The organism is Tardiphaga sp. 839_C3_N1_4 (assembly GCF_051811045.1).
Taxonomy (GTDB): Bacteria; Pseudomonadota; Alphaproteobacteria; order Rhizobiales; family Xanthobacteraceae; genus Tardiphaga.
Map to the genome: position 1 here is coordinate 549,458 of NZ_JBPWQD010000001.1, position 17,692 is coordinate 567,149.

Annotated in this window: 20 protein-coding genes; 14 read left to right on the forward strand and 6 right to left on the reverse strand. The window is 61.9% G+C overall.

The genetic code is table 11. The annotated features are described in order from the left end of the window. Positions 1-124: 124 nt before the first annotated feature. The gene (locus AB8A38_RS02930; RefSeq protein ID WP_439084923.1) at positions 125-1,192 is read left to right on the forward strand and encodes an alpha/beta fold hydrolase; all 1,068 of its coding nucleotides are present in this window, start codon (positions 125-127) and stop codon (positions 1,190-1,192) included. Positions 1,193-1,204: 12 nt separating this feature from the next. After that, positions 1,205-1,711 carry a cytochrome P460 family protein gene (locus AB8A38_RS02935; protein WP_439084924.1) on the forward strand — a complete coding sequence of 169 codons (507 nt, stop codon included), beginning with the start codon at positions 1,205-1,207 and terminating at the stop codon, positions 1,709-1,711. A gap of 9 nt (positions 1,712-1,720) precedes the next feature. On the opposite strand, the gene AB8A38_RS02940 is transcribed toward AB8A38_RS02935, so the two are convergent. After that, the gene (locus AB8A38_RS02940; protein WP_439084925.1) at positions 1,721-2,383 is read right to left on the reverse strand and encodes an HD domain-containing protein; all 663 of its coding nucleotides are present in this window, start codon (positions 2,381-2,383) and stop codon (positions 1,721-1,723) included. Between the two features lie 162 nt (positions 2,384-2,545). Between AB8A38_RS02940 and AB8A38_RS02945 the strand changes: the two genes are divergently transcribed. Next, a complete protein-coding gene (locus AB8A38_RS02945) occupies positions 2,546-4,123 on the forward strand; it encodes an ABC-F family ATP-binding cassette domain-containing protein (protein ID WP_439084926.1) in 1,578 nt (525 codons plus the stop codon). Between the two features lie 26 nt (positions 4,124-4,149). Here the strand turns inward: AB8A38_RS02945 and AB8A38_RS02950 are convergent, their stop codons facing one another. The 3 genes from AB8A38_RS02950 to AB8A38_RS02960 form a co-directional block, all read right to left on the reverse strand. After that, positions 4,150-4,698, reverse strand: coding sequence for a disulfide bond formation protein B (locus AB8A38_RS02950; RefSeq protein WP_439084927.1), 549 nt, complete (start codon positions 4,696-4,698; stop codon positions 4,150-4,152). Positions 4,699-4,705: 7 nt separating this feature from the next. Continuing rightward, positions 4,706-4,864 carry a DUF5993 family protein gene (locus AB8A38_RS02955; RefSeq protein ID WP_439084928.1) on the reverse strand — a complete coding sequence of 53 codons (159 nt, stop codon included), beginning with the start codon at positions 4,862-4,864 and terminating at the stop codon, positions 4,706-4,708. A gap of 72 nt (positions 4,865-4,936) precedes the next feature. After that, positions 4,937-5,410, reverse strand: a complete 474-nt coding sequence (locus tag AB8A38_RS02960; RefSeq protein ID WP_439084929.1) for a MarR family winged helix-turn-helix transcriptional regulator — start codon at positions 5,408-5,410, stop codon at positions 4,937-4,939. Positions 5,411-5,589: 179 nt separating this feature from the next. Here AB8A38_RS02960 and AB8A38_RS02965 point away from each other — a divergent pair, with 179 nt between their 5' ends. Both AB8A38_RS02965 and AB8A38_RS02970 read left to right on the forward strand, forming a co-directional pair. Next, positions 5,590-6,165: a DUF308 domain-containing protein gene (locus tag AB8A38_RS02965; RefSeq protein WP_439084930.1), complete on the forward strand. Its 576-nt coding sequence runs from the start codon at positions 5,590-5,592 to the stop codon at positions 6,163-6,165. A gap of 143 nt (positions 6,166-6,308) precedes the next feature. Further along, entirely contained in the window at positions 6,309-6,656 is a 348-nt protein-coding gene (locus tag AB8A38_RS02970; protein WP_439084931.1) for an ArsC family reductase, read from the forward strand. A gap of 3 nt (positions 6,657-6,659) precedes the next feature. Here AB8A38_RS02970 and AB8A38_RS02975 read toward each other — a convergent pair whose 3' ends face one another. Beyond that, positions 6,660-7,262 carry a hypothetical protein gene (locus AB8A38_RS02975; RefSeq protein WP_439084932.1) on the reverse strand — a complete coding sequence of 201 codons (603 nt, stop codon included), beginning with the start codon at positions 7,260-7,262 and terminating at the stop codon, positions 6,660-6,662. Between the two features lie 404 nt (positions 7,263-7,666). Here AB8A38_RS02975 and AB8A38_RS02980 point away from each other — a divergent pair, with 404 nt between their 5' ends. The 8 genes from AB8A38_RS02980 to AB8A38_RS03015 all read left to right on the forward strand — a co-directional run bounded on the left by AB8A38_RS02980 (position 7,667) and on the right by AB8A38_RS03015 (position 15,500). Continuing rightward, positions 7,667-8,422, forward strand: a complete 756-nt coding sequence (locus AB8A38_RS02980; RefSeq protein WP_089263895.1) for an ABC transporter ATP-binding protein — start codon at positions 7,667-7,669, stop codon at positions 8,420-8,422. Then, complete coding sequence (locus AB8A38_RS02985; RefSeq protein WP_089263896.1) at positions 8,415-9,161, forward strand: ABC transporter ATP-binding protein; 747 nt, start codon at positions 8,415-8,417, stop codon at positions 9,159-9,161. The genes AB8A38_RS02980 and AB8A38_RS02985 overlap by 8 nt, the downstream gene beginning before the upstream one ends. A gap of 70 nt (positions 9,162-9,231) precedes the next feature. Beyond that, positions 9,232-10,455, forward strand: a complete 1,224-nt coding sequence (locus AB8A38_RS02990) for an ABC transporter substrate-binding protein (protein WP_439084933.1) — start codon at positions 9,232-9,234, stop codon at positions 10,453-10,455. Positions 10,456-10,492: 37 nt separating this feature from the next. Next, a complete protein-coding gene (locus AB8A38_RS02995; protein ID WP_439084934.1) occupies positions 10,493-11,713 on the forward strand; it encodes an ABC transporter substrate-binding protein in 1,221 nt (406 codons plus the stop codon). 66 nt (positions 11,714-11,779) lie between these two features. Continuing rightward, entirely contained in the window at positions 11,780-12,655 is an 876-nt protein-coding gene (locus AB8A38_RS03000; RefSeq protein ID WP_089263899.1) for a branched-chain amino acid ABC transporter permease, read from the forward strand. 1 nt (position 12,656) lies between these two features. After that, the gene (locus AB8A38_RS03005; RefSeq protein ID WP_439084935.1) at positions 12,657-13,625 is read left to right on the forward strand and encodes a branched-chain amino acid ABC transporter permease; all 969 of its coding nucleotides are present in this window, start codon (positions 12,657-12,659) and stop codon (positions 13,623-13,625) included. 199 nt (positions 13,626-13,824) lie between these two features. Further along, the gene (locus tag AB8A38_RS03010; protein ID WP_089264630.1) at positions 13,825-14,469 is read left to right on the forward strand and encodes a DUF47 domain-containing protein; all 645 of its coding nucleotides are present in this window, start codon (positions 13,825-13,827) and stop codon (positions 14,467-14,469) included. Positions 14,470-14,483: 14 nt separating this feature from the next. Further along, positions 14,484-15,500: an inorganic phosphate transporter gene (locus AB8A38_RS03015; protein ID WP_089263901.1), complete on the forward strand. Its 1,017-nt coding sequence runs from the start codon at positions 14,484-14,486 to the stop codon at positions 15,498-15,500. Positions 15,501-15,506: 6 nt separating this feature from the next. Here AB8A38_RS03015 and sugE read toward each other — a convergent pair whose 3' ends face one another. Further along, positions 15,507-15,821, reverse strand: a complete 315-nt coding sequence (gene sugE, locus AB8A38_RS03020) for a quaternary ammonium compound efflux SMR transporter SugE (RefSeq protein WP_068731015.1) — start codon at positions 15,819-15,821, stop codon at positions 15,507-15,509. Positions 15,822-16,027: 206 nt separating this feature from the next. Between sugE and AB8A38_RS03025 the strand changes: the two genes are divergently transcribed. Next, positions 16,028-17,647: a peptide chain release factor 3 gene (locus AB8A38_RS03025; protein WP_439084936.1), complete on the forward strand. Its 1,620-nt coding sequence runs from the start codon at positions 16,028-16,030 to the stop codon at positions 17,645-17,647. The last annotated feature ends 45 nt before the right edge of the window (positions 17,648-17,692 follow it).

Below are 17,692 nucleotides of genomic sequence, written 5' to 3' on the forward strand. Positions count from 1 at the left end.
TCTCAACGATAAATCATGGCCTTCTCAAGAGAAAATCGGAGAAATCTTCAAGCGAGGATGCCGGTACCGCGGCATGGTCCGCACATCGACGGCCTCAACCGTCATTGCCCGGAGGATTTGCACCATGACGAATGACAATCCCAACAGCCCCCACCTCAACCGCCGCCGCCTGCTGGGCGCGGCGATTATGGGCCTGGCAGCGGCGCCGTTTGCTGGCATTGGCCCGGCGGCGGCGCAGGCCGCGAAGGCCGGCAAGCAGCTCCCGGCCGTCAAGCGCGGCACGCACGCGTCGTTCAAGCCGCTGAAGCAGATCAATGCCGGCGACCTCAGCGTCGCCTATGCCGAGGATGGCCCGGCCAACGGCCCTGTTGTGCTGCTGCTGCACGGCTGGCCCTATGACATCTACAGCTATGTGGATGTCGCGCCGCTGCTGGCCTCGGCCGGCTACCGCGTCATCATCCCGTATCTGCGCGGCTATGGCGGGACGCGTTTCCTGTCCGATGCGACGGTGCGCAACGGCCAGCCAGCGGCGCTGGCCACCGACATCATCAATTTCATGGACGCGTTGAAGATCGAGAAGGCCGTGGTCGGTGGTTACGACTGGGGCGGCCGCACGGCCGACATCCTGGCCGCGATCTGGCCTGAGCGCGTCAAGGCGCTGGTCGCCGTCAGCGGCTATCTGATCGGCAGCCAGGAGGGCAATCGCATGCCGCTGCCGCCGAAGGCTGAATTGGAATGGTGGTACCAGTTCTACTTCACCACGGAGCGCGGCCGGCTGGGCTATGACAAGTACCGGCACGACTTCGCCAAGCTGATCTGGAAGCTGGCTTCGCCCAAGTGGAATTTCGACGACGCCACCTATGACCGCTCGGCCAAGGCGTTCGAGAATCCCGATCACGTCGCCATTACCATCCATAATTATCGCTGGCGGCTCGAACTCGCCCAAGGCGAGGCGAAGTATGACGAGCTGGAGAAGCGGCTGGCGCAGGGGCCGGTGATCGCGGTGCCGACCATCACCATGGAAGGCGACGCCAATGGCGCGCCGCATCCCGATCCCAAGGCCTATGCGAAGAAGTTCACCGGCAAGTACGAGCATCGCACGGTGAATGGCGGCATCGGTCACAACCTGCCGCAGGAAGCGCCGCGCGAATTCGCCCAGGCCATCATCGACGCCGACGCGATGGCACGCTGAGGGAGATCTGCGATGCGATGGATTCTCGCAGCGAGTCTCGCGGCAGGCGTGGTGTCATCCGCGGTGGCGGCGGCCTTCGCCGCCAGCACGGCCAATCCCGCCAACCTGTCGCCGATCTACGGCGTCGGCCTTCCCGACGGCTACCGCAAATGGGAGCTGATCGCGCCGGCGCAGGAGGCTGAGCCTCTGAACGAGCTGCGCGCCGTGGTCGGTAACGACATCGCCATCAAAGCCTATCGGGATGGCAAGCTGCCGTTTCCCGATGGCACGGTGCTGGTGAAGCTGGCCTGGAAGCACACCCAGTCGCCGGAATTCGAATCCGCCTCGATCCCTGGCGCCGCGACCACGGTGCAGGTGATGGTGAAGGATTCGAAGAAATACGCCGCATCAGGGGGCTGGGGCTTCGGCCGCTTCATTAACGGCAAGCCGGTCGATCAAGCCCAGCACGAAACCTGCTTTGCGTGTCACGAGGCACGCGTGAAGGAGCGGGATTACGTGTTCACGAAGTGGGCGCCGTGAGCGCCCATATCAGGACGCGCCGACCTCGCTCATGAAGGCGGTGAGGAACGCCTCGGTCCGCGCGTGGCGTTCCTGCGCCATGCGTCGGCCGGTGGCGGTGTTGAAGCCCTCCGCGAGCGTCAGCAGTTTGGCCGGCAGATGATCGATCGCAAAATTGCGATCGTCGAATGGGCGATGGCGTGCTGCCGGGTCTTCCGGATCGTACAGGAAGGACTGCATCCGCCCGGCGGTGTAGAAGCAGCGCGCGATGCCGATGGCGCCCATGGCGTCCAGCCGGTCTGCGTCCTGCAGGATCTGCGCTTCGATCGTTTCAGGTGTGATCTTCGCCGAGAAACTATGCGCCGCGATGGCATGGGCAACGCGCTCGAGCCGCTCGGTCGTCCAGCCGAACGGGGCGAGCAGGGTCACCGCGTGTTCGGCAGCGAGGCGCGAGGCACTGGCGCGGAGCGGTGAGCTCTTCTCGACGGCGACGCAGTCGTGCAGCAGCGTCGCTGCCGCCAGGATTTCGGGATCGCCGCCCTCGACTTCCTGGATGGTGCGGACGTTGGACCAGACACGCGCTAGATGCGCGACATCATGCGAGCCGTCGTCGGTCTTGACGTGATGCAGAAGCGAAGACGCCAACGTTTCGAACGGAGCGAAGGCGGCAGCGAGGGGCATGAGATTGGTCATGGCGTCGTTGTTAGAGGGACCGGGCGAATTTGCCAACGCCACAAGCGCGCCGCAGTTCGCGATTAGTTAGCCGCCATCGTCATTTCAACAGGATGTGTGCTTCGATGGATTTCGCCCAGGTGACAACGCCAGTTCGCTTTGTTTTCCGGGAGAAGTTTATCCATGCCAGCCCACATCACTATATCCGATCTGTCTGTCGCGACGCCTGACGGCCGCTCGCTTTTCACCAACCTCAATCTCAGTTTTGGCGCCGAGCGCGCCGGCTTGGTCGGCCGTAACGGCGTCGGGAAATCCACGCTGCTGCGCGTGATGTCCGGCAATCTCGCGCCTCATCAGGGCAGTGTGAGCGTTCATGGCCGGCTGGCGGTGTTGCGGCAGGCGCTGCAACTCCGTCCTGGCGAGATGGTTGCCGATCTGTTCGGCGCAACTGATGCATTGAATCTTCTCGCTCGCGCGGAAGCCGGCACGGCTACGGCCGAAGAGCTTTTGCTGGCGGACTGGGATATCGAAACGCGTATGGCTCGGTGCCTCGGGCGGGTAAGGCTCGATGTTAGCCATGACGTGGCGCTGTCAGCGCTCTCCGGTGGCCAGCGGACACGCGCCGCACTGGCGGCGCTGGTCTTTGCCGATCCGGATTTTCTGCTGCTGGATGAGCCGACCAACAATCTGGACCGTGACGGCCGACGGGCAGTCATCGATCTGCTCGCCGGCTGGCGTGCGGGAGCCATTGTCGTCAGCCATGATCGCGAATTGCTCGACACGATGGATGCAACGATTGAGCTGACTTCGCTCGGCGCGACGCGTTACGGCGGCAACTGGACACGCTATCGCACCCGCAAGGCGCGCGAACTTGCATCCGCGCAGCGCGATCTGTCGGATGCGGAAAAGCGTATTGGTGATCTTGCACGGCGGGCACAGGCGACGGCCGAGCGTCAAGCGCGTCGGGATCGGGCAGGGCGTATCAAAAGTGCAAAAGGCGGTGCGCCCCGGATCGCGCTCGGTGGCATGAAGGACCGCAGCGAGGATACAGGCGGCGAGCACACGCGGCTGGCTGAGCGTCAGCAGTCTCGGGCGGAGGATGCGCTGGCTGCGGCGCGGGAGCACATCGAAATCCTGCAACCGTTGTCCGTTGCGGTTTCGCCGACTGGACTTCCGGCCCACAGGATGGTCCTGCAGCTCGATGGCGTGAGCTTCTGTTATCCAACGGCGGCGCCAATCATTCGCGATCTTTCGTTCTTCATCACCGGGCCTGAACGTGTGGCCGTCATTGGTCCGAACGGCTCCGGCAAGACGACGCTGCTAGGCCTCATCACCGGCGTGCTTCAACCCGTCAGCGGCGCCGTGCGAATGCTGGTCGACTTCGCCATGCTCGACCAGCAGGTCAGTCTGCTCGATCCGTCGCAGACGATCCGCGATAATTTTCGACGGCTTCATCCCCAAGCCGACGAGAATGCCTGCCGCGCCGCACTGGCGCGATTCATGTTTCGCGCCGATGCTGCGCTTCAGATCGTTGGCACGCTGAGCGGAGGGCAGATGCTGCGGGCTGGTCTCGCCTGCGTCATGGGTGGTGTGTCGCCGCCGCAACTACTGATCCTCGATGAGCCGACCAATCATCTTGATGTCGATTCCATCGAGGCCGTGGAAGCGGGCCTGCGTGCCTATGAGGGCGCGCTCGTGATCGTCAGCCACGACGAGACGTTTCTGGAGAATGTCAGGATTACACGGCGACTGGAGTTATAGCCGATGGCGCCTCAGTGTCGCGGTGGCTATCGCTTCAGCAGCTCATACACCACCGGATCGTCCGCACAGGCCTTGAAGCCGCATTCGAGCAAGGTCGAGGCGACGTTCGCGGCCGTCAGGCCGATCGCGAGCCAGACGGCAACATGCGCGATGAAACTGGGCGTCGGGTGAGCAGCGGGATCCTTCTCGAATTGCCGGTCGAACAGCAGCACCAGCGACAACAGAATAATGGCCGCGATGAAGCCGATGAGTGCCCAGGTGTAGTAGTGATAGCCGAACAGCGCGGTGCCGAAGCCGGGATCGCCGGGCATGATGTGCAGCAGCACCTGCCGCGTCGAGACGATGGCGCCGACGACGGCTGCAAGCAGCGACAGCGCATAGTGGCTGGGACCCGGGCCGAAGCGGATGTTGAGGATCGGGCCGATGGCGAGCAGCGCGAACATGATCCGCTGCAGCAGGCATAGCGGGCAGGGCAGGTCGCCGAGCAGCAGCTGTGCAGCAAAGGCGCCGGCAAGCAGCGCGGCGAGGGCGTAGAGTGCGAGGACGTTGAGGGCGATAGCGCGCTGTGAGGTCATGATGGCCTCAGAACGACAGTTTCAGCGCGTCGGTGGCGTGGTGCAGGAAGGTTGCCACGCAGGCGATTAGCACAACGGCGAACAGAGAGAATGTGAGGCTGCGGCTGCCATACCATGCAACGAGCATCGTGATGACGATCGCCAGAAAGAGGGCGGTGAATTCCATGATCGCTCCGGCGCTGAATGTGTCCGGTACCTTACGACAGATTCGCCAGCGACCTGTCGCGTATCATCCGCGTCAGTCGGCGGTCTCCGCCACAGTCGCGCCTGTCTTGCCGGTGTAGTTGGCCACGGCATCGCGAAAGGTATGGACCTCGCTGTTCAGGGCGATCAACCGTTCCGGCGTCATGCCGGCCGCGGCGAACAACGTCTCGCCAAGGCAGCGGGATTTTTCGCGCAGACCCATGCCTTTGGCGGTGAGGCTGACGACGACCTGCCGCTCATCCTCCGGATTGCGCTTGCGCGCGACGAAGCCGGCCTGTTCGAGCCGCTTCACCAGCGGCGTGACCGTGCTCGATTCCAGCGCCAGCCGGTCGGCGATGCCACCGACGCTCTGCGCGCCGCCCTCCCACAATGTGCTCAGCACGAGATATTGCGGGTAGGTGATCTCCAGCGCGTCGAGCAGCGGCTTGTAGGCGCGGCCGATGGCCATGCTGGCGCTGTAGAGCGAAAAACAGAGCTGGTGATCCAGCGGAATGTCGGCGGGCACCACGGCACTCTCCTCACGTCGATATCACAATAACGTATATCGCGATAAATAAATATGGACAAGGCGGCCTGCTCAAGCCAATAAACATATCGCGATATTAGTTATCGTAATATGTAATTTGACCGAAGTTCTTCCGCCAGCCCGGTGGAGAGCGCCAGGTCCCAGCTTCGATGGAGACCAACATGACCGTCCCACAGGGAACCGCCAGCCTGCCGGCCGTAGGGAGCGGCGACCTCGCACGTTATTACCTCGTCCGCGGCATCGTCGCGGCAGCCTGGGTGGCAGCCGCCTTCACCGTTGGCGCCTCGTCGCCCGGGGCCGCCGCCATCCTGCTGGCCAGCTATCCCGCCTGGGATGCACTTGCGAACTGGTTCGATGCCCAGGGCAGCGGGGGCTTGCTGGCCAATCCCTCGCAGGCGCTGAATGTGGGGGTGAGCCTCATTGCCGCACTGGCCGTGGCCATCGCCTTGCGCACGGGGATGAATGCCGTACTCGCGGTGTTCGGCGTCTGGGCGGCATTGGCGGGCCTCGCGCAGCTCGTGACCGGCGTTCGACGCTGGCGCGCATTTGGCGCGCAGTGGGCGATGATCCTGAGCGGCGCGCAGTCGACCGCGGCCGGCCTGTTCTTTGTCAAGCAGGCGGGCGGCGCCACAGTGCCGACAATCGTGGACGTCGCACCCTATGCCGGCTTCGGCGCCTTCTATTTCCTGCTGTCCGCGTTGTGGCTGATCTTCGCGAACCGCAGGCGCACGGCCTGAGATCTGGAGGACAAGCTGATGATGCCGGCCCCAGCATCATCGGCCGCCTCTGTGGATGATCGCGGATTTGCTGTCAGCCGCTGCTGCCTGATCTGCTAGTCAGGTCTGAACGACGATCACTCTGGCAGGCACGGCGACATCTCATGGCCATCACCATCTACGGCATCAAGAATTGCGACACGATGAAGAAGGCACGCGCCTGGCTCGATAGCCACGATGTCGCCTACAGCTTCCATGACTATAAGGCGGAGGGCATCGACAAGGCGCGGCTGCAGCGCTGGGCCAAGGAGGTCGGCTGGGAGACGCTGCTCAATCGCGCCGGCACCACGTTCCGCAAGCTCGATGACGCTGCCAAGGAAGGTCTGAACGAGAGCCGTGCGATCGCGCTGATGCTCGAGCAGCCCTCGATGATCAAGCGGCCTGTGCTCGATCTTGGCGGCAGGCTCGTGGTCGGCTTCAAGCCGGAGATTTACGCAAAAGACGTAAAATAGTGATCAGTCGATCTCGACGACGTCGCCGGCCGCGAGCCGGTGCGGCGCACGATAGGACAGGCTGCGATCGATCACTGCGCGGAGTTTCGGTACCGGCACGCTGTGATGGCCGCGCATCAGATTTTTGATTTCGAATCCACCGTCCTCGCTGATGGTCTTGAGCGATGCGATGATATGGGTGACGCCATCGCCTGATGAGAACGGCATCAGCATCCGTTCATAGGCGACAACACGACCGTTGACATCGTCGATCATTGAGACGGTGTAAGTCGGCAGTTCGCGCGCGATACATTCATGATAGGCCGGCAGCACGACAGGACCGAGGATCGGGCCGAGATAGTCGTCGAGATAGCGGCCCTTGCCGGTGGTACCATAGGCGCTCGCCATGCGGGTGCCGTTGCTGTCGATGATGAGCCGCGGCGGTGCCGTGCTGTGATCGACAATGTAGTCGACGAGATCGGGACGTTCGTCGTCCATCCGATCCGGGCGATAGTTGGCAATGTCGGGCAGGGCCTGTTGCGGCGCATAGAGCCGTAGCCAGCAGTTCAGCAAATCGCGCTGCCGAATGGACTTCACCACGGACGCGTCGGCGCTCTGGAAGTCCACGGCAACGATCCCCCTGATATCGATCGAGGGTAGTATGAGTACAGCGAGCAAATAATCAATGAACGCGGGAAGTCCCCTCGCAATACAATTAACGAGCGATTTTCAAAGCTCCTTGCGGCGCAAACAGATGGTGCGTTCTGCACGGTGGACCGGTCGCAGGCGGACTCTGCTTTCTGTATGCGCAGGGGGCTAACTGCCTACGACTAAGGGCGAAGTCAGTGCGACAGGCAGTCCACCCAATTCTGCCGCATTGCACCTTGCGTTCGCCGTCGCGTTGACGGCATATTCGCGCCACTCGATGTGGCCGCGCGGGGATGACTTTCAGTTTTCCCCGAAATGCGGCTGCGCAAAAAGTTGGCCACTGGCGGAGACACACGCCGGGAAGGTCGATGGGGGAAATTTGCTTGACCGATGAGTTCATTCTCGAAACCAACGGATTGACCAAGGAATTTGCGGGCTTTTTCGCAGTCCGCGATGTCAGTCTCAAAGTTCGCCGCGGCACCATTCACGCATTGATCGGCCCTAACGGCGCCGGCAAGACGACGTGTTTCAATCTGCTGACCAAGTTCATGCAGCCGTCCGCCGGCCAGATTTTCTACAAGGGCAAGGATATCACCGCGACGGCGCCCGCCGACGTGGCGCGCCTTGGCCTCGTACGTTCGTTCCAGATCTCCGCGGTGTTTCCGCATCTGACGGCGCTGGAGAATGTCCGTGTTGCACTGCAGCGTCAGCATGGATCGTCGTTCGACTTCTGGCGCTCCAAGAGCGTGCTGGATCAGTACAATCAACGCGCGGCCGAACTGCTCGACGATGTCGGCCTCAGCGAATTTGCCAATACGCCCGCCGTGGAAATGCCCTATGGCCGCAAGCGGGCCTTGGAGATCGCCACCACGCTGGCGCTCGACCCCGAGATGATGCTGCTCGACGAGCCGATGGCCGGCATGGGCCACGAGGATATCGACAAGATCGCCGCGCTGATCAAGCGCATCTCGGCGAAGTATACCATCCTGATGGTCGAACATAACCTCAGCGTCGTGTCCAATCTGTCGGACATCATTACCGTTCTGACTCGCGGAAAGGTTCTTGCGGAAGGCAGCTATGCCGACCTGACCAAGGACGAGCGCGTCAAGGAAGCTTATCTGGGAGCCGGGCATGGCTGAGATCACAATGGCCGCACCGGCAACGACTGCAGCAACTGGCAATCCAATTCTCAGCATCGAGAATCTCGAAGCCTGGTATGGCGAGTCGCACATTCTTCACGGCATCAATTTCAACGTGAAGCCGGGCGAAGTCGTCACGCTGCTCGGTCGCAACGGCGCCGGTAAGACCACGACGCTGAAGTCCATCATGGGCATCATCGGCAAGCGCACCGGCTCGATAAAGTTCGAAGGCAACGAGATCATCAAGACCTCGTCGGACAAGATCGCGAAGCAGGGCATCGCATTCTGTCCGGAAGAACGTGGCATCTTCTCCAGCCTCGACGTGAAGGAGAACCTGATGCTGCCGCCGACGATCCGGCCGGGCGGGTTGTCGCTTGATCAGATCTTCGAGCTGTTTCCAAACTTGAAAGAGCGTCTCAATAGCCAGGGGACAAAACTCTCCGGCGGTGAGCAGCAGATGCTGGCGATCGGCCGCATTCTGCGCACCGGCGCGCGCTTCCTGATGCTGGACGAGCCAACCGAAGGTCTCGCACCTGTCATCATCCAGCAGATCGGCCACACCATCGCGCGGCTGAAGTCGGAAGGCTTCACCATCCTGCTGGTCGAACAGAACTTCCGTTTCGCTGCCACGGTGGCGGATCGCTACTACATCGTCGAGCACGGCAAGATCATCGACGGCTTCGCCAATTCGGAGCTGTCGGCGAATATGGACAAGCTGCATACGTATCTCGGCGTCTAATATCGAATAACGGACCGAGCCAACGGTCCGACGATAGACACAATCATCAATACGGGTAGGGAAGCACAGAATGAAAAAAGCCGTTTCGACGTCGCTGCTGGGTTTTGCGCTGATGATGAGCGCAAGCTCGCTTGCGTTCGCCCAGGACAAGACCGCCAAGATCGGCGTGTTGAACGACCAGTCCGGCCTCTACGCCGACGTAACCGGTGTCGGTTCGACGCTGGCCGCGCAGATGGCCGTCGAGGATTCCGGCCTTGCCGCCAAAGGGTGGAAGATCGAGGTCGTGGTCGGCGACCACCAGAACAAGCCGGATATCGGCGTCAACATTGTGCGCCAGTGGTTCGACCGCGACAAGGTCGACGTGATCGTTGACGTGCCGACGTCCTCTGTCGGTCTCGCCGTCAACAACGTCGTCAAGGAAAAGAACGGCGTCTATCTGAACTCCGGCTCCGGCACGTCCGATCTCTCCAATGCGCAGTGCTCGCCCAACACCATTCACTGGGCCTATGACACCTATCAGCTTGCCAACGGCACCGGCTCGGCGATGGTCAAGAGCGGCGGCGATACCTGGTTCTTCCTGACCGCGGATTATGCTTTCGGCACGGCGCTTGAGCGCGACACTACCAACGCCGTGAACGCCATGGGCGGCAAGGTGCTGGGCAGCGTGCGGCCGCCGCTGAACACCGCGGACTTCTCGTCGTTCCTGTTGCAGGCGCAGACCTCGAAGGCGAAGGTCATCGGCCTGGCGAATGCCGGTGGCGACACCATCAACTCGATCAAGCAGGCCTCCGAATTCGGCATCATCAAGGGGGGCCAGAAACTCGCTGGCCTGCTGATGTTCATTTCGGACGTCCATGCCCTGGGTCTGCCGGTTGCGCAGGGACTGAGCTTCACCGAGACCTTCTACTGGGACCTCAATGACGGCACGCGGTCGTTCTCCAAGCGCTTCCAGGAGCGCATGAAGAACAAGGCCATGCCGACCACCGTGCAGGCCGGCGTGTATTCGTCGCTGATCCATTACTTCAAGACGCTGGATGCGATGGGCGGCAACTCCCATGACGGGTTGAAGATCGTCGACAAGATGAAGGCGACCCCGACCGACGACATCATCTTCGGCAAGGGCACCATTCAGCCGAACGGCCGCAAGCTGCACCCGGCCTATCTGTTCGAGGTCAAGAAGCCCGAGGAGTCGAAGGGACCCTGGGACTACTACAAGCTGGTGGCGACGATCCCTGCCGATCAGGCCTTCACGCCACTCGACAAGAGCGCTTGTCCGCTTTTGAAGAAGACCTAATTTAGAAGCCCGTCGTCCAAATCATTGAGAGGAAGTCATGAAAAACAAGATTTCAATCGCACTTCTCGGCACGGCGCTTTCGCTGGCCATGGCAGGCATCGCCATGGCGCAGGACAAAACCGTCAAGATCGGCGCACTCAGCGATCAGTCCGGTCTCTATGCCGATCTCGGCGGCCCGGGCTCAACCCTGGCTGCGCAGATGGCGGCAGAGGACTCCGGTCTGATGGCCAAGGGCTGGAAGATCGACATCATTTCCGGCGATCACCAGAACAAGCCGGATATCGGCTCCAACATCGCGCGGCAGTGGTTCGACGTCGACAAGGTCGACACCATCGTCGACGTGCCGAATTCCGGCGTGGCACTGGCGGTGAACAACATCGTCAAGGAGAAGAACGGCGTCTACATCAATTCGGGCGCCGCGACGTCGGATCTTACCAATGCGCAGTGTTCGCCGAACACCGTGCACTGGACCTACGACACCTACATGCTCGCCCATTCGACCGGGCAGGCGATGGTCAAGGCCGGCGGCGACAGCTGGTTCTTCCTCACTGCCGATTATGCCTTCGGTGCAGCGCTTGAGCGCGATACCTCGGAAGTCGTCAAATCCTCGGGCGGCAAGGTGGTCGGCGGCGTCAAGCATCCGCTCAACACCGCGGACTTCTCCTCCTTCCTGCTGCAGGCGCAGTCGTCGAAGGCCAAGGTCATCGGCCTGGCCAATGCCGGCGGCGACACCACAAACTCGATCAAGCAGGCGGCTGAATTCGGCATCTCCAAGGGCGGTCAGAAGCTCGCGGCATTGCTGCTGTTTATCACGGACGTCAAGGCGATCGGTCTCGAAACCGCGCAGGGACTGAGCTTCACCGAGACTTTCTACTGGGACCTGAACGACAAGACCCGCGACTTCTCCAAGAAGTTCGCGGCGCGCATGAAGAATGGCGCTCCGCCGTCGATGGTGCAGGCGGGCGTGTATGCGGGCCTGATCCACTACTTCAAGGCGCTGGAAGCGCTCGGCAGCAATCCGCATGATGGCGCGAAGATCGTTGCCAAGATGAAGGAATTGCCGACCGACGATCCGCTGTTCGGGCAGGGCAAGATCGAAGCCAATGGCCGCAAGATTCACCCGGGCTATCTGTTCGAAGTGAAGAAGCCGTCGGAATCGAAGGCGCCGTGGGATTTCTACAAGCTCGCCGGTACAGTGCCAGCCGATCAGGCGTTTACACCGATCGAGAAGAGCACCTGCGCGCTGCTGAAGAAATAAGATCGTTGGCCCGGCGGCGCCGCGCTGCCGGGCCAAGACTTTCCTGCGATAAAAGTTGAGAACAACATGTCGATCAATCTACAGGCCCTGTCTGCGCAATTGCTGGTCGGACTCATCAACGGCTCGTTCTATGCGCTGTTAAGTCTCGGCCTCGCCGTGATCTTCGGCATGCTGAACATCATCAATTTCGCCCATGGCGCCGTCTATATGATGGGCGCGTTTGCGGCATACTTTCTGCTCAATCTGGCCGGCATCGGCTACTGGCCGGCGCTGATCCTAGCGCCGCTGGCGGTCGGCCTGTTCGGCATGGTGATGGAACGCACCATGCTGAAATGGATCGCCAATCTCGACCATCTCTATGGCCTGCTGTTGACTTTCGGTCTGGCGCTGATCATCCAGGGCGTGTTCCAGAATTATTTCGGCTCGTCGGGCCTGCCTTACGCGATCCCGGATGCGCTGAAGGGCGGCATGAATCTCGGCTTCATGTTCCTGCCGATCTATCGCGGCTGGGTCGTTATCTTCTCGCTGGTGGTTTGTATCGCGACCTGGTTCCTGATCGAGCGTACGCGGCTCGGCGCCTACCTGCGCGCTGCCACCGAAAACCCGACGCTGGTCCGCGCCTTCGGCATCAACGTGCCGCTGATGATCACGCTGACCTACGGTCTTGGCGTCGGTCTAGCGGCACTCGCCGGCGTGTTGTCGGCGCCGATCAACCAGGTGCGCCCGCTGATGGGCGCGGACCTGATCATCGTCGTGTTCGCGGTCGTTGTGATCGGCGGCATGGGTTCGATCATGGGCTCCATCATCACCGGTTTCGCCCTCGGAATCATTGAGGGTCTGACCAAGTATTTTTACCCCGAGGCCTCCAACACCGTCGTCTTCGTGCTGATGGTGCTGGTGCTCCTTGTGAAACCTTCCGGACTGACGGGACGGGCTGCCTGATATGACAACGATCACTGAAAACGCCATTCCGTCACCCCGTCGCACCGTCAAAGACGAGATGGTCGCCTTTGCGATCATGACCGCGCTGTTGCTGGTCGTACCGCTCACCGGCGTCTATCCGTTCTTCGTGATGCAGGCGCTCTGCTTCGCGCTACTCGCCTGTGCGTTCAACCTCCTGATCGGCTATGGTGGTCTGCTGTCCTTCGGCCACGCGATGTTCCTGGGCACCGCCGGCTACTGCACGGCGCATGCGCTGAAAGTGTGGGGCCTGACGCCCGAACTCGGCATCGTCGTCGGTGTCGTCGCCGCCGCTGCGCTCAGCGTCGTCACCGGCCTGATCGCCATTCGTCGTCAGGGCATTTACTTCGCGATGATCACGCTAGCGCTGTCGCAGCTCCTGTACTTCGTCTATCTGCAGACGCCATTCACCCATGGTGAAGACGGTATCCAGGGCATTCCGCAGGGCATCCTGTTCGGCCTGTTCAATCTCTCGAAGCCGATCACGCTGTATTACGTGATCCTGGCCGGCTTCACGCTGGGCTTCCTGATCATCTACCGCGCTATCAACTCGCCGTTCGGCGAAGTGTTGAAGGCCATTCGCGAGAACGAGCCGCGCGCGGTGTCGCTCGGCTACAAGACCGACCAGTATAAGCTCCTGGCCTATATCCTGTCCGGCACGCTGGCGGGCTTCGCCGGCGCGCTGAAGGTGTTCGTGGCACAGAACGCCTCGCTCACCGACGTGCACTGGAGCATGTCCGGTGAAATCGTGCTGATCACTCTCGTCGGCGGTCTCGGCACGCTGTTCGGGCCGGTGGTGGGCGCCTTCGTGATCATCGCCATGCAGCAATATCTCGCCGGCTTCGGCCAGTGGGTGACGGTGATCCAGGGCGTGATCTTCGTGGTCTGCGTGCTGACCTTCCGCCGCGGCGTGATTGGCGAAATCGCGCATTACTTCAAGCGGTCGCTCTAAATCCAGGCACTGCCTCAGGAAAAGCAGGCTGTCATAAAGCGGTGGATGACCGGGTCTAAAAGGTGCGCGATTGCCCGCCTTGACCGGAAATGCTTTATGACATCCGTGTGACACAGGGCCGCCCGGCGGTGGCCCCGCGGGACCATGTCCGCCATCTGGCGGTCCGGTCGCTGCGTTTTCCTGACAGTTGGATGAGATGATGCTGCGCTGGTTCCGGTCCTTTCTGCCCCGGGAGGAAAGGTTTTTCGACCTGTTCGCCCGCCATTCAGTGACCGTGGTCGAGGGCTCCAAGGCGCTTGCGGGGATGCTGGAAGGCGGCGACGAGACGCCGGTCTACTGCCAGCGCGTCAACCAGTTCGAGAACGACGCCGACGCCATCACCCGCGAGGTGCTGACCGCCGTTCGCCGCACTTTCATCACGCCGTTCGACCGCGTCGACATTAAGAACCTGATCACCGCGATGGACGACTCCATCGACCAGATGCAGCAGACGGCCAAGGCCGTGATGCTGTTCGAGGTGCGCCAGTTCGAACCGCCGATGCGCGAAATCGGCACGCTGCTGGTGGAGTGTGCCAACCTTGTCGGTCGCGCCGTGCCGCTGATGAGCGCCATCGGCGACAATGTCGGCCTGCTCACCGCGATCACCGAGGAAGTCGGCAAGCTCGAAGGCCGCGTCGACGATCTGCACGACATCGGGCTCAAGGAGCTCTTTCTCAAGCATCGCGACGCCAACACCATGGATTTCGTGGTCGGCGCCGAGATCTACAAGCACCTTGAAAAGGTGGCCGACCGCTTCGACGACGTCGCGAACGAGATCAACAGCATCGTCATCGAACAAGTATAAGGCAGGGCCATCAGGTGGACGCCACGCTCGCCTTTCCGGTGCTGATCGGCCTCATCGCCATCGCATTGCTGTTCGACTTTCTCAACGGCCTGCATGACGCTGCCAATTCGATCGCGACGATCGTCTCGACGCGCGTGCTGCGGCCGCAATATGCGGTGCTGTGGGCGGCATTCTTCAACTTCATCGCCTTCCTGGTGTTCGGCCTGCATGTCGCCAACACCATCGGCACCGGGATCATCGAGCCGAGCGTCATCGATCCCGCCGTGATCTTTGCGGCCCTGATGGGCGCCATCGTCTGGAACGTGATCACCTGGGGCCTCGGCATTCCCTCGAGCTCGTCGCATGCGCTGATTGGTGGCTTGCTCGGGGCAGGCGTCGCCAAGGCAGGACTCTCGGCAGCCTTGTGGACCGGACTGTCCAAGGCGCTGCTGGCGATCGTGCTGTCGCCGCTGGTGGGATTCCTGCTAGCGCTGGTGCTGGTGGCCATCGTGTCATGGGCCTCGGTGCGCTCGACACCCTTCGCCGTGGACCGCGCCTTCCGCATTCTGCAGTTCGTCTCGGCCTCGCTCTATTCGCTCGGCCATGGCGGCAACGACGCGCAGAAAACCATGGGCATCATCGCGGTGCTGCTGTACTCGCAGGGCCACCTCGGCACCGAGTTCTCGGTGCCGTTCTGGGTCGTGCTGTCGTGTCAGGCGGCGATGGCCCTGGGCACGCTGATGGGCGGCTGGCGCATCGTCCGCACCATGGGCCTGCGCATCACCAAACTCACGCCGATGCAGGGCTTCTGCGCGGAAACCGGCGGCGCGGCGACGCTATTCGCAGCGACATTCCTCGGCGTGCCAGTCTCCACGACCCACACCATCACCGGCGCGATCGTCGGCGTCGGTGCTGCACGTCGTGTGTCAGCGGTGCGCTGGAACGTGGCGAGTTCGATCGTCTATGCCTGGGTGATCACGATCCCGGCCGCGGCGATCGTCGCCGCCGCGACCTGGTGGATCGTGAAGCTGCTGCATCTGAGCTTTATCTGACGCAGGTCATGACACCAGCTTCAGCCCGGCAATGCCCGCCACGATCAGCCCGATACAGGTGATCCGCGCCACCGTCGCTGGGTCGCCGAACAGGTACATGCCCAGCGCTGCGGTGCCGACCGCGCCGATGCCGGTCCACACCGCATAGGCGGTTCCCATCGGCAGTTCCTTGAGGGCGAGTGCGAGCATGCCGACGGACGCAGTCATGCTGATCAAGGTAAGGACGGAGGGGACGAGGCGGGTGAAGCCTTCGGTATATTTGAGCCCGACGGCCCAGCCGACTTCGAGCAAACCCGCGATGAACAGCAACAACCAAGCCATGGAACGGCCTCCTGATGAAAGTACAGGGCCGTCCCTGCAAGCAAAGGTTTCCCTTTGCCGGATGATGATGATTTGGAGGTCGTCCTCGCAGGGGTTATATGGGACCCACGCAGCCGGATCGCAACGCGGCCGATGGTCGCCACTTCGGCCAGTTTCCCGCCCAAAATCCCTTGATTGCGCCCGTTTTCCCTGCCACAGGCACGTTTATGTCCGATATCGCCCTTTCCGCCGACTCAGCCGCGCGTTCCCCGCTTGCCACTGAGGTCGCCCGCCGCCGCACTTTCGCGATCATCTCGCATCCTGACGCCGGCAAGACCACGCTGACCGAAAAGCTGCTGCTGTTCGGCGGCGCCATCAATCTCGCCGGCCAGGTCAAGGCCAAGGGCGAGCGCCGCAACACGCGTTCTGACTGGATGAAGATCGAGCGCGACCGCGGCATCTCCGTCGTCACCTCGGTGATGACCTTCGAATTCCAGGGCCACGTCTTCAACCTGCTCGACACGCCGGGCCATGAAGACTTCTCGGAGGACACCTATCGCACGCTCACCGCGGTCGACTCTGCCGTGATGGTGATCGACGCCGCGAAGGGCATCGAGGCGCGGACGCTGAAGCTGATCGAGGTTTGTCGTCTCCGCGACATCCCGATCATCACCTTCGTCAACAAGATGGACCGCGAGAGCCGCGATGTGTTCGATCTCCTGGACGAGATCGAGAAGACGCTGGCGCTCGACACCACGCCGATCAACTGGCCGGTCGGCCGCGGCCGCGATTTCATGGGCACTTATGATATCGAGACCGGTGGCATCCGCCTGTTAGAGGGCGGCGGCGCCAAGACCGGCGCAGCCGAGAAGATTGCGATTGCCGATCTCGCCGGGCGCAATGCCAATCTCGATGTCAACGAGATCACCGAAGAACTGTCGCTGGTGAAGGAAGCCTCGAAACCGTTCGATCTGCAGTCGTTCCGCGAGGGCCATATGACGCCGGTCTATTTCGGCAGTGCGCTGCGCAATTTCGGCGTCGGCGATCTGCTCGAAGGTCTCGGACGGTTTGCGCCATCGCCGCGCGCGCAGGAATCTAATTTGCGCAAGGTCGAGGCCGACGAGCTCCGGATGTCTGCCTTCGTGTTCAAGATCCAGGCGAACATGGATCCCAACCATCGCGATCGCATTGCGTTTGCGCGGCTGTGCTCCGGCAAGCTCACGCGCGGCATGAAAGCCAAGCTGGTGCGCACCGGCAAGAACATGTCGTTGTCGTCGCCGCAGTTCTTCTTCGCCCAGGACCGCGCCATTGCAGACGAGGCCTATGCCGGCGACGTGGTCGGCATTCCCAATCACGGCACGCTGCGGATCGGCGACACGCTGACCGATGGCGAGGACATCACCTTCATCGGCGTGCCGTCCTTCGCGCCTGAAATCGTGAGACGTGTGCGTCTCGGCGATGCGATGAAGGCGAAGAAGCTGAAGGAAGCTTTGCAGCAGATGTCGGAAGAGGGCGTCGTCCAGGTGTTCCGCCCGCGCGACGGCGCGCCGGCTTTGGTCGGTGTCGTCGGCCCGCTGCAGCTCGACGTGCTGAAGGCGCGGCTCGATGCGGAATATCAGTTGCCCGTGAGTTTTGAAGTCTCGGAATTCTCGCTGGCGCGCTGGATCTCGTCGGAGGACAAGAAGAAGCTTGAGGCCTTCATGTCCAACAACAACTCCGGCGTCGCGGATGACGTCGACGGCGATCCGGTGTTCCTGGCGAAGAACGACTTCTATCTGAACTATACGAAGGAGCGCGCCGAAGGGATTGTGTTCTCGGACATCAAGGACGTGAAGAAGCAGGGGTGAGGGACGACGCGTTGGACCTCGGCCTTTCGTAGGCCGATGCAGCTG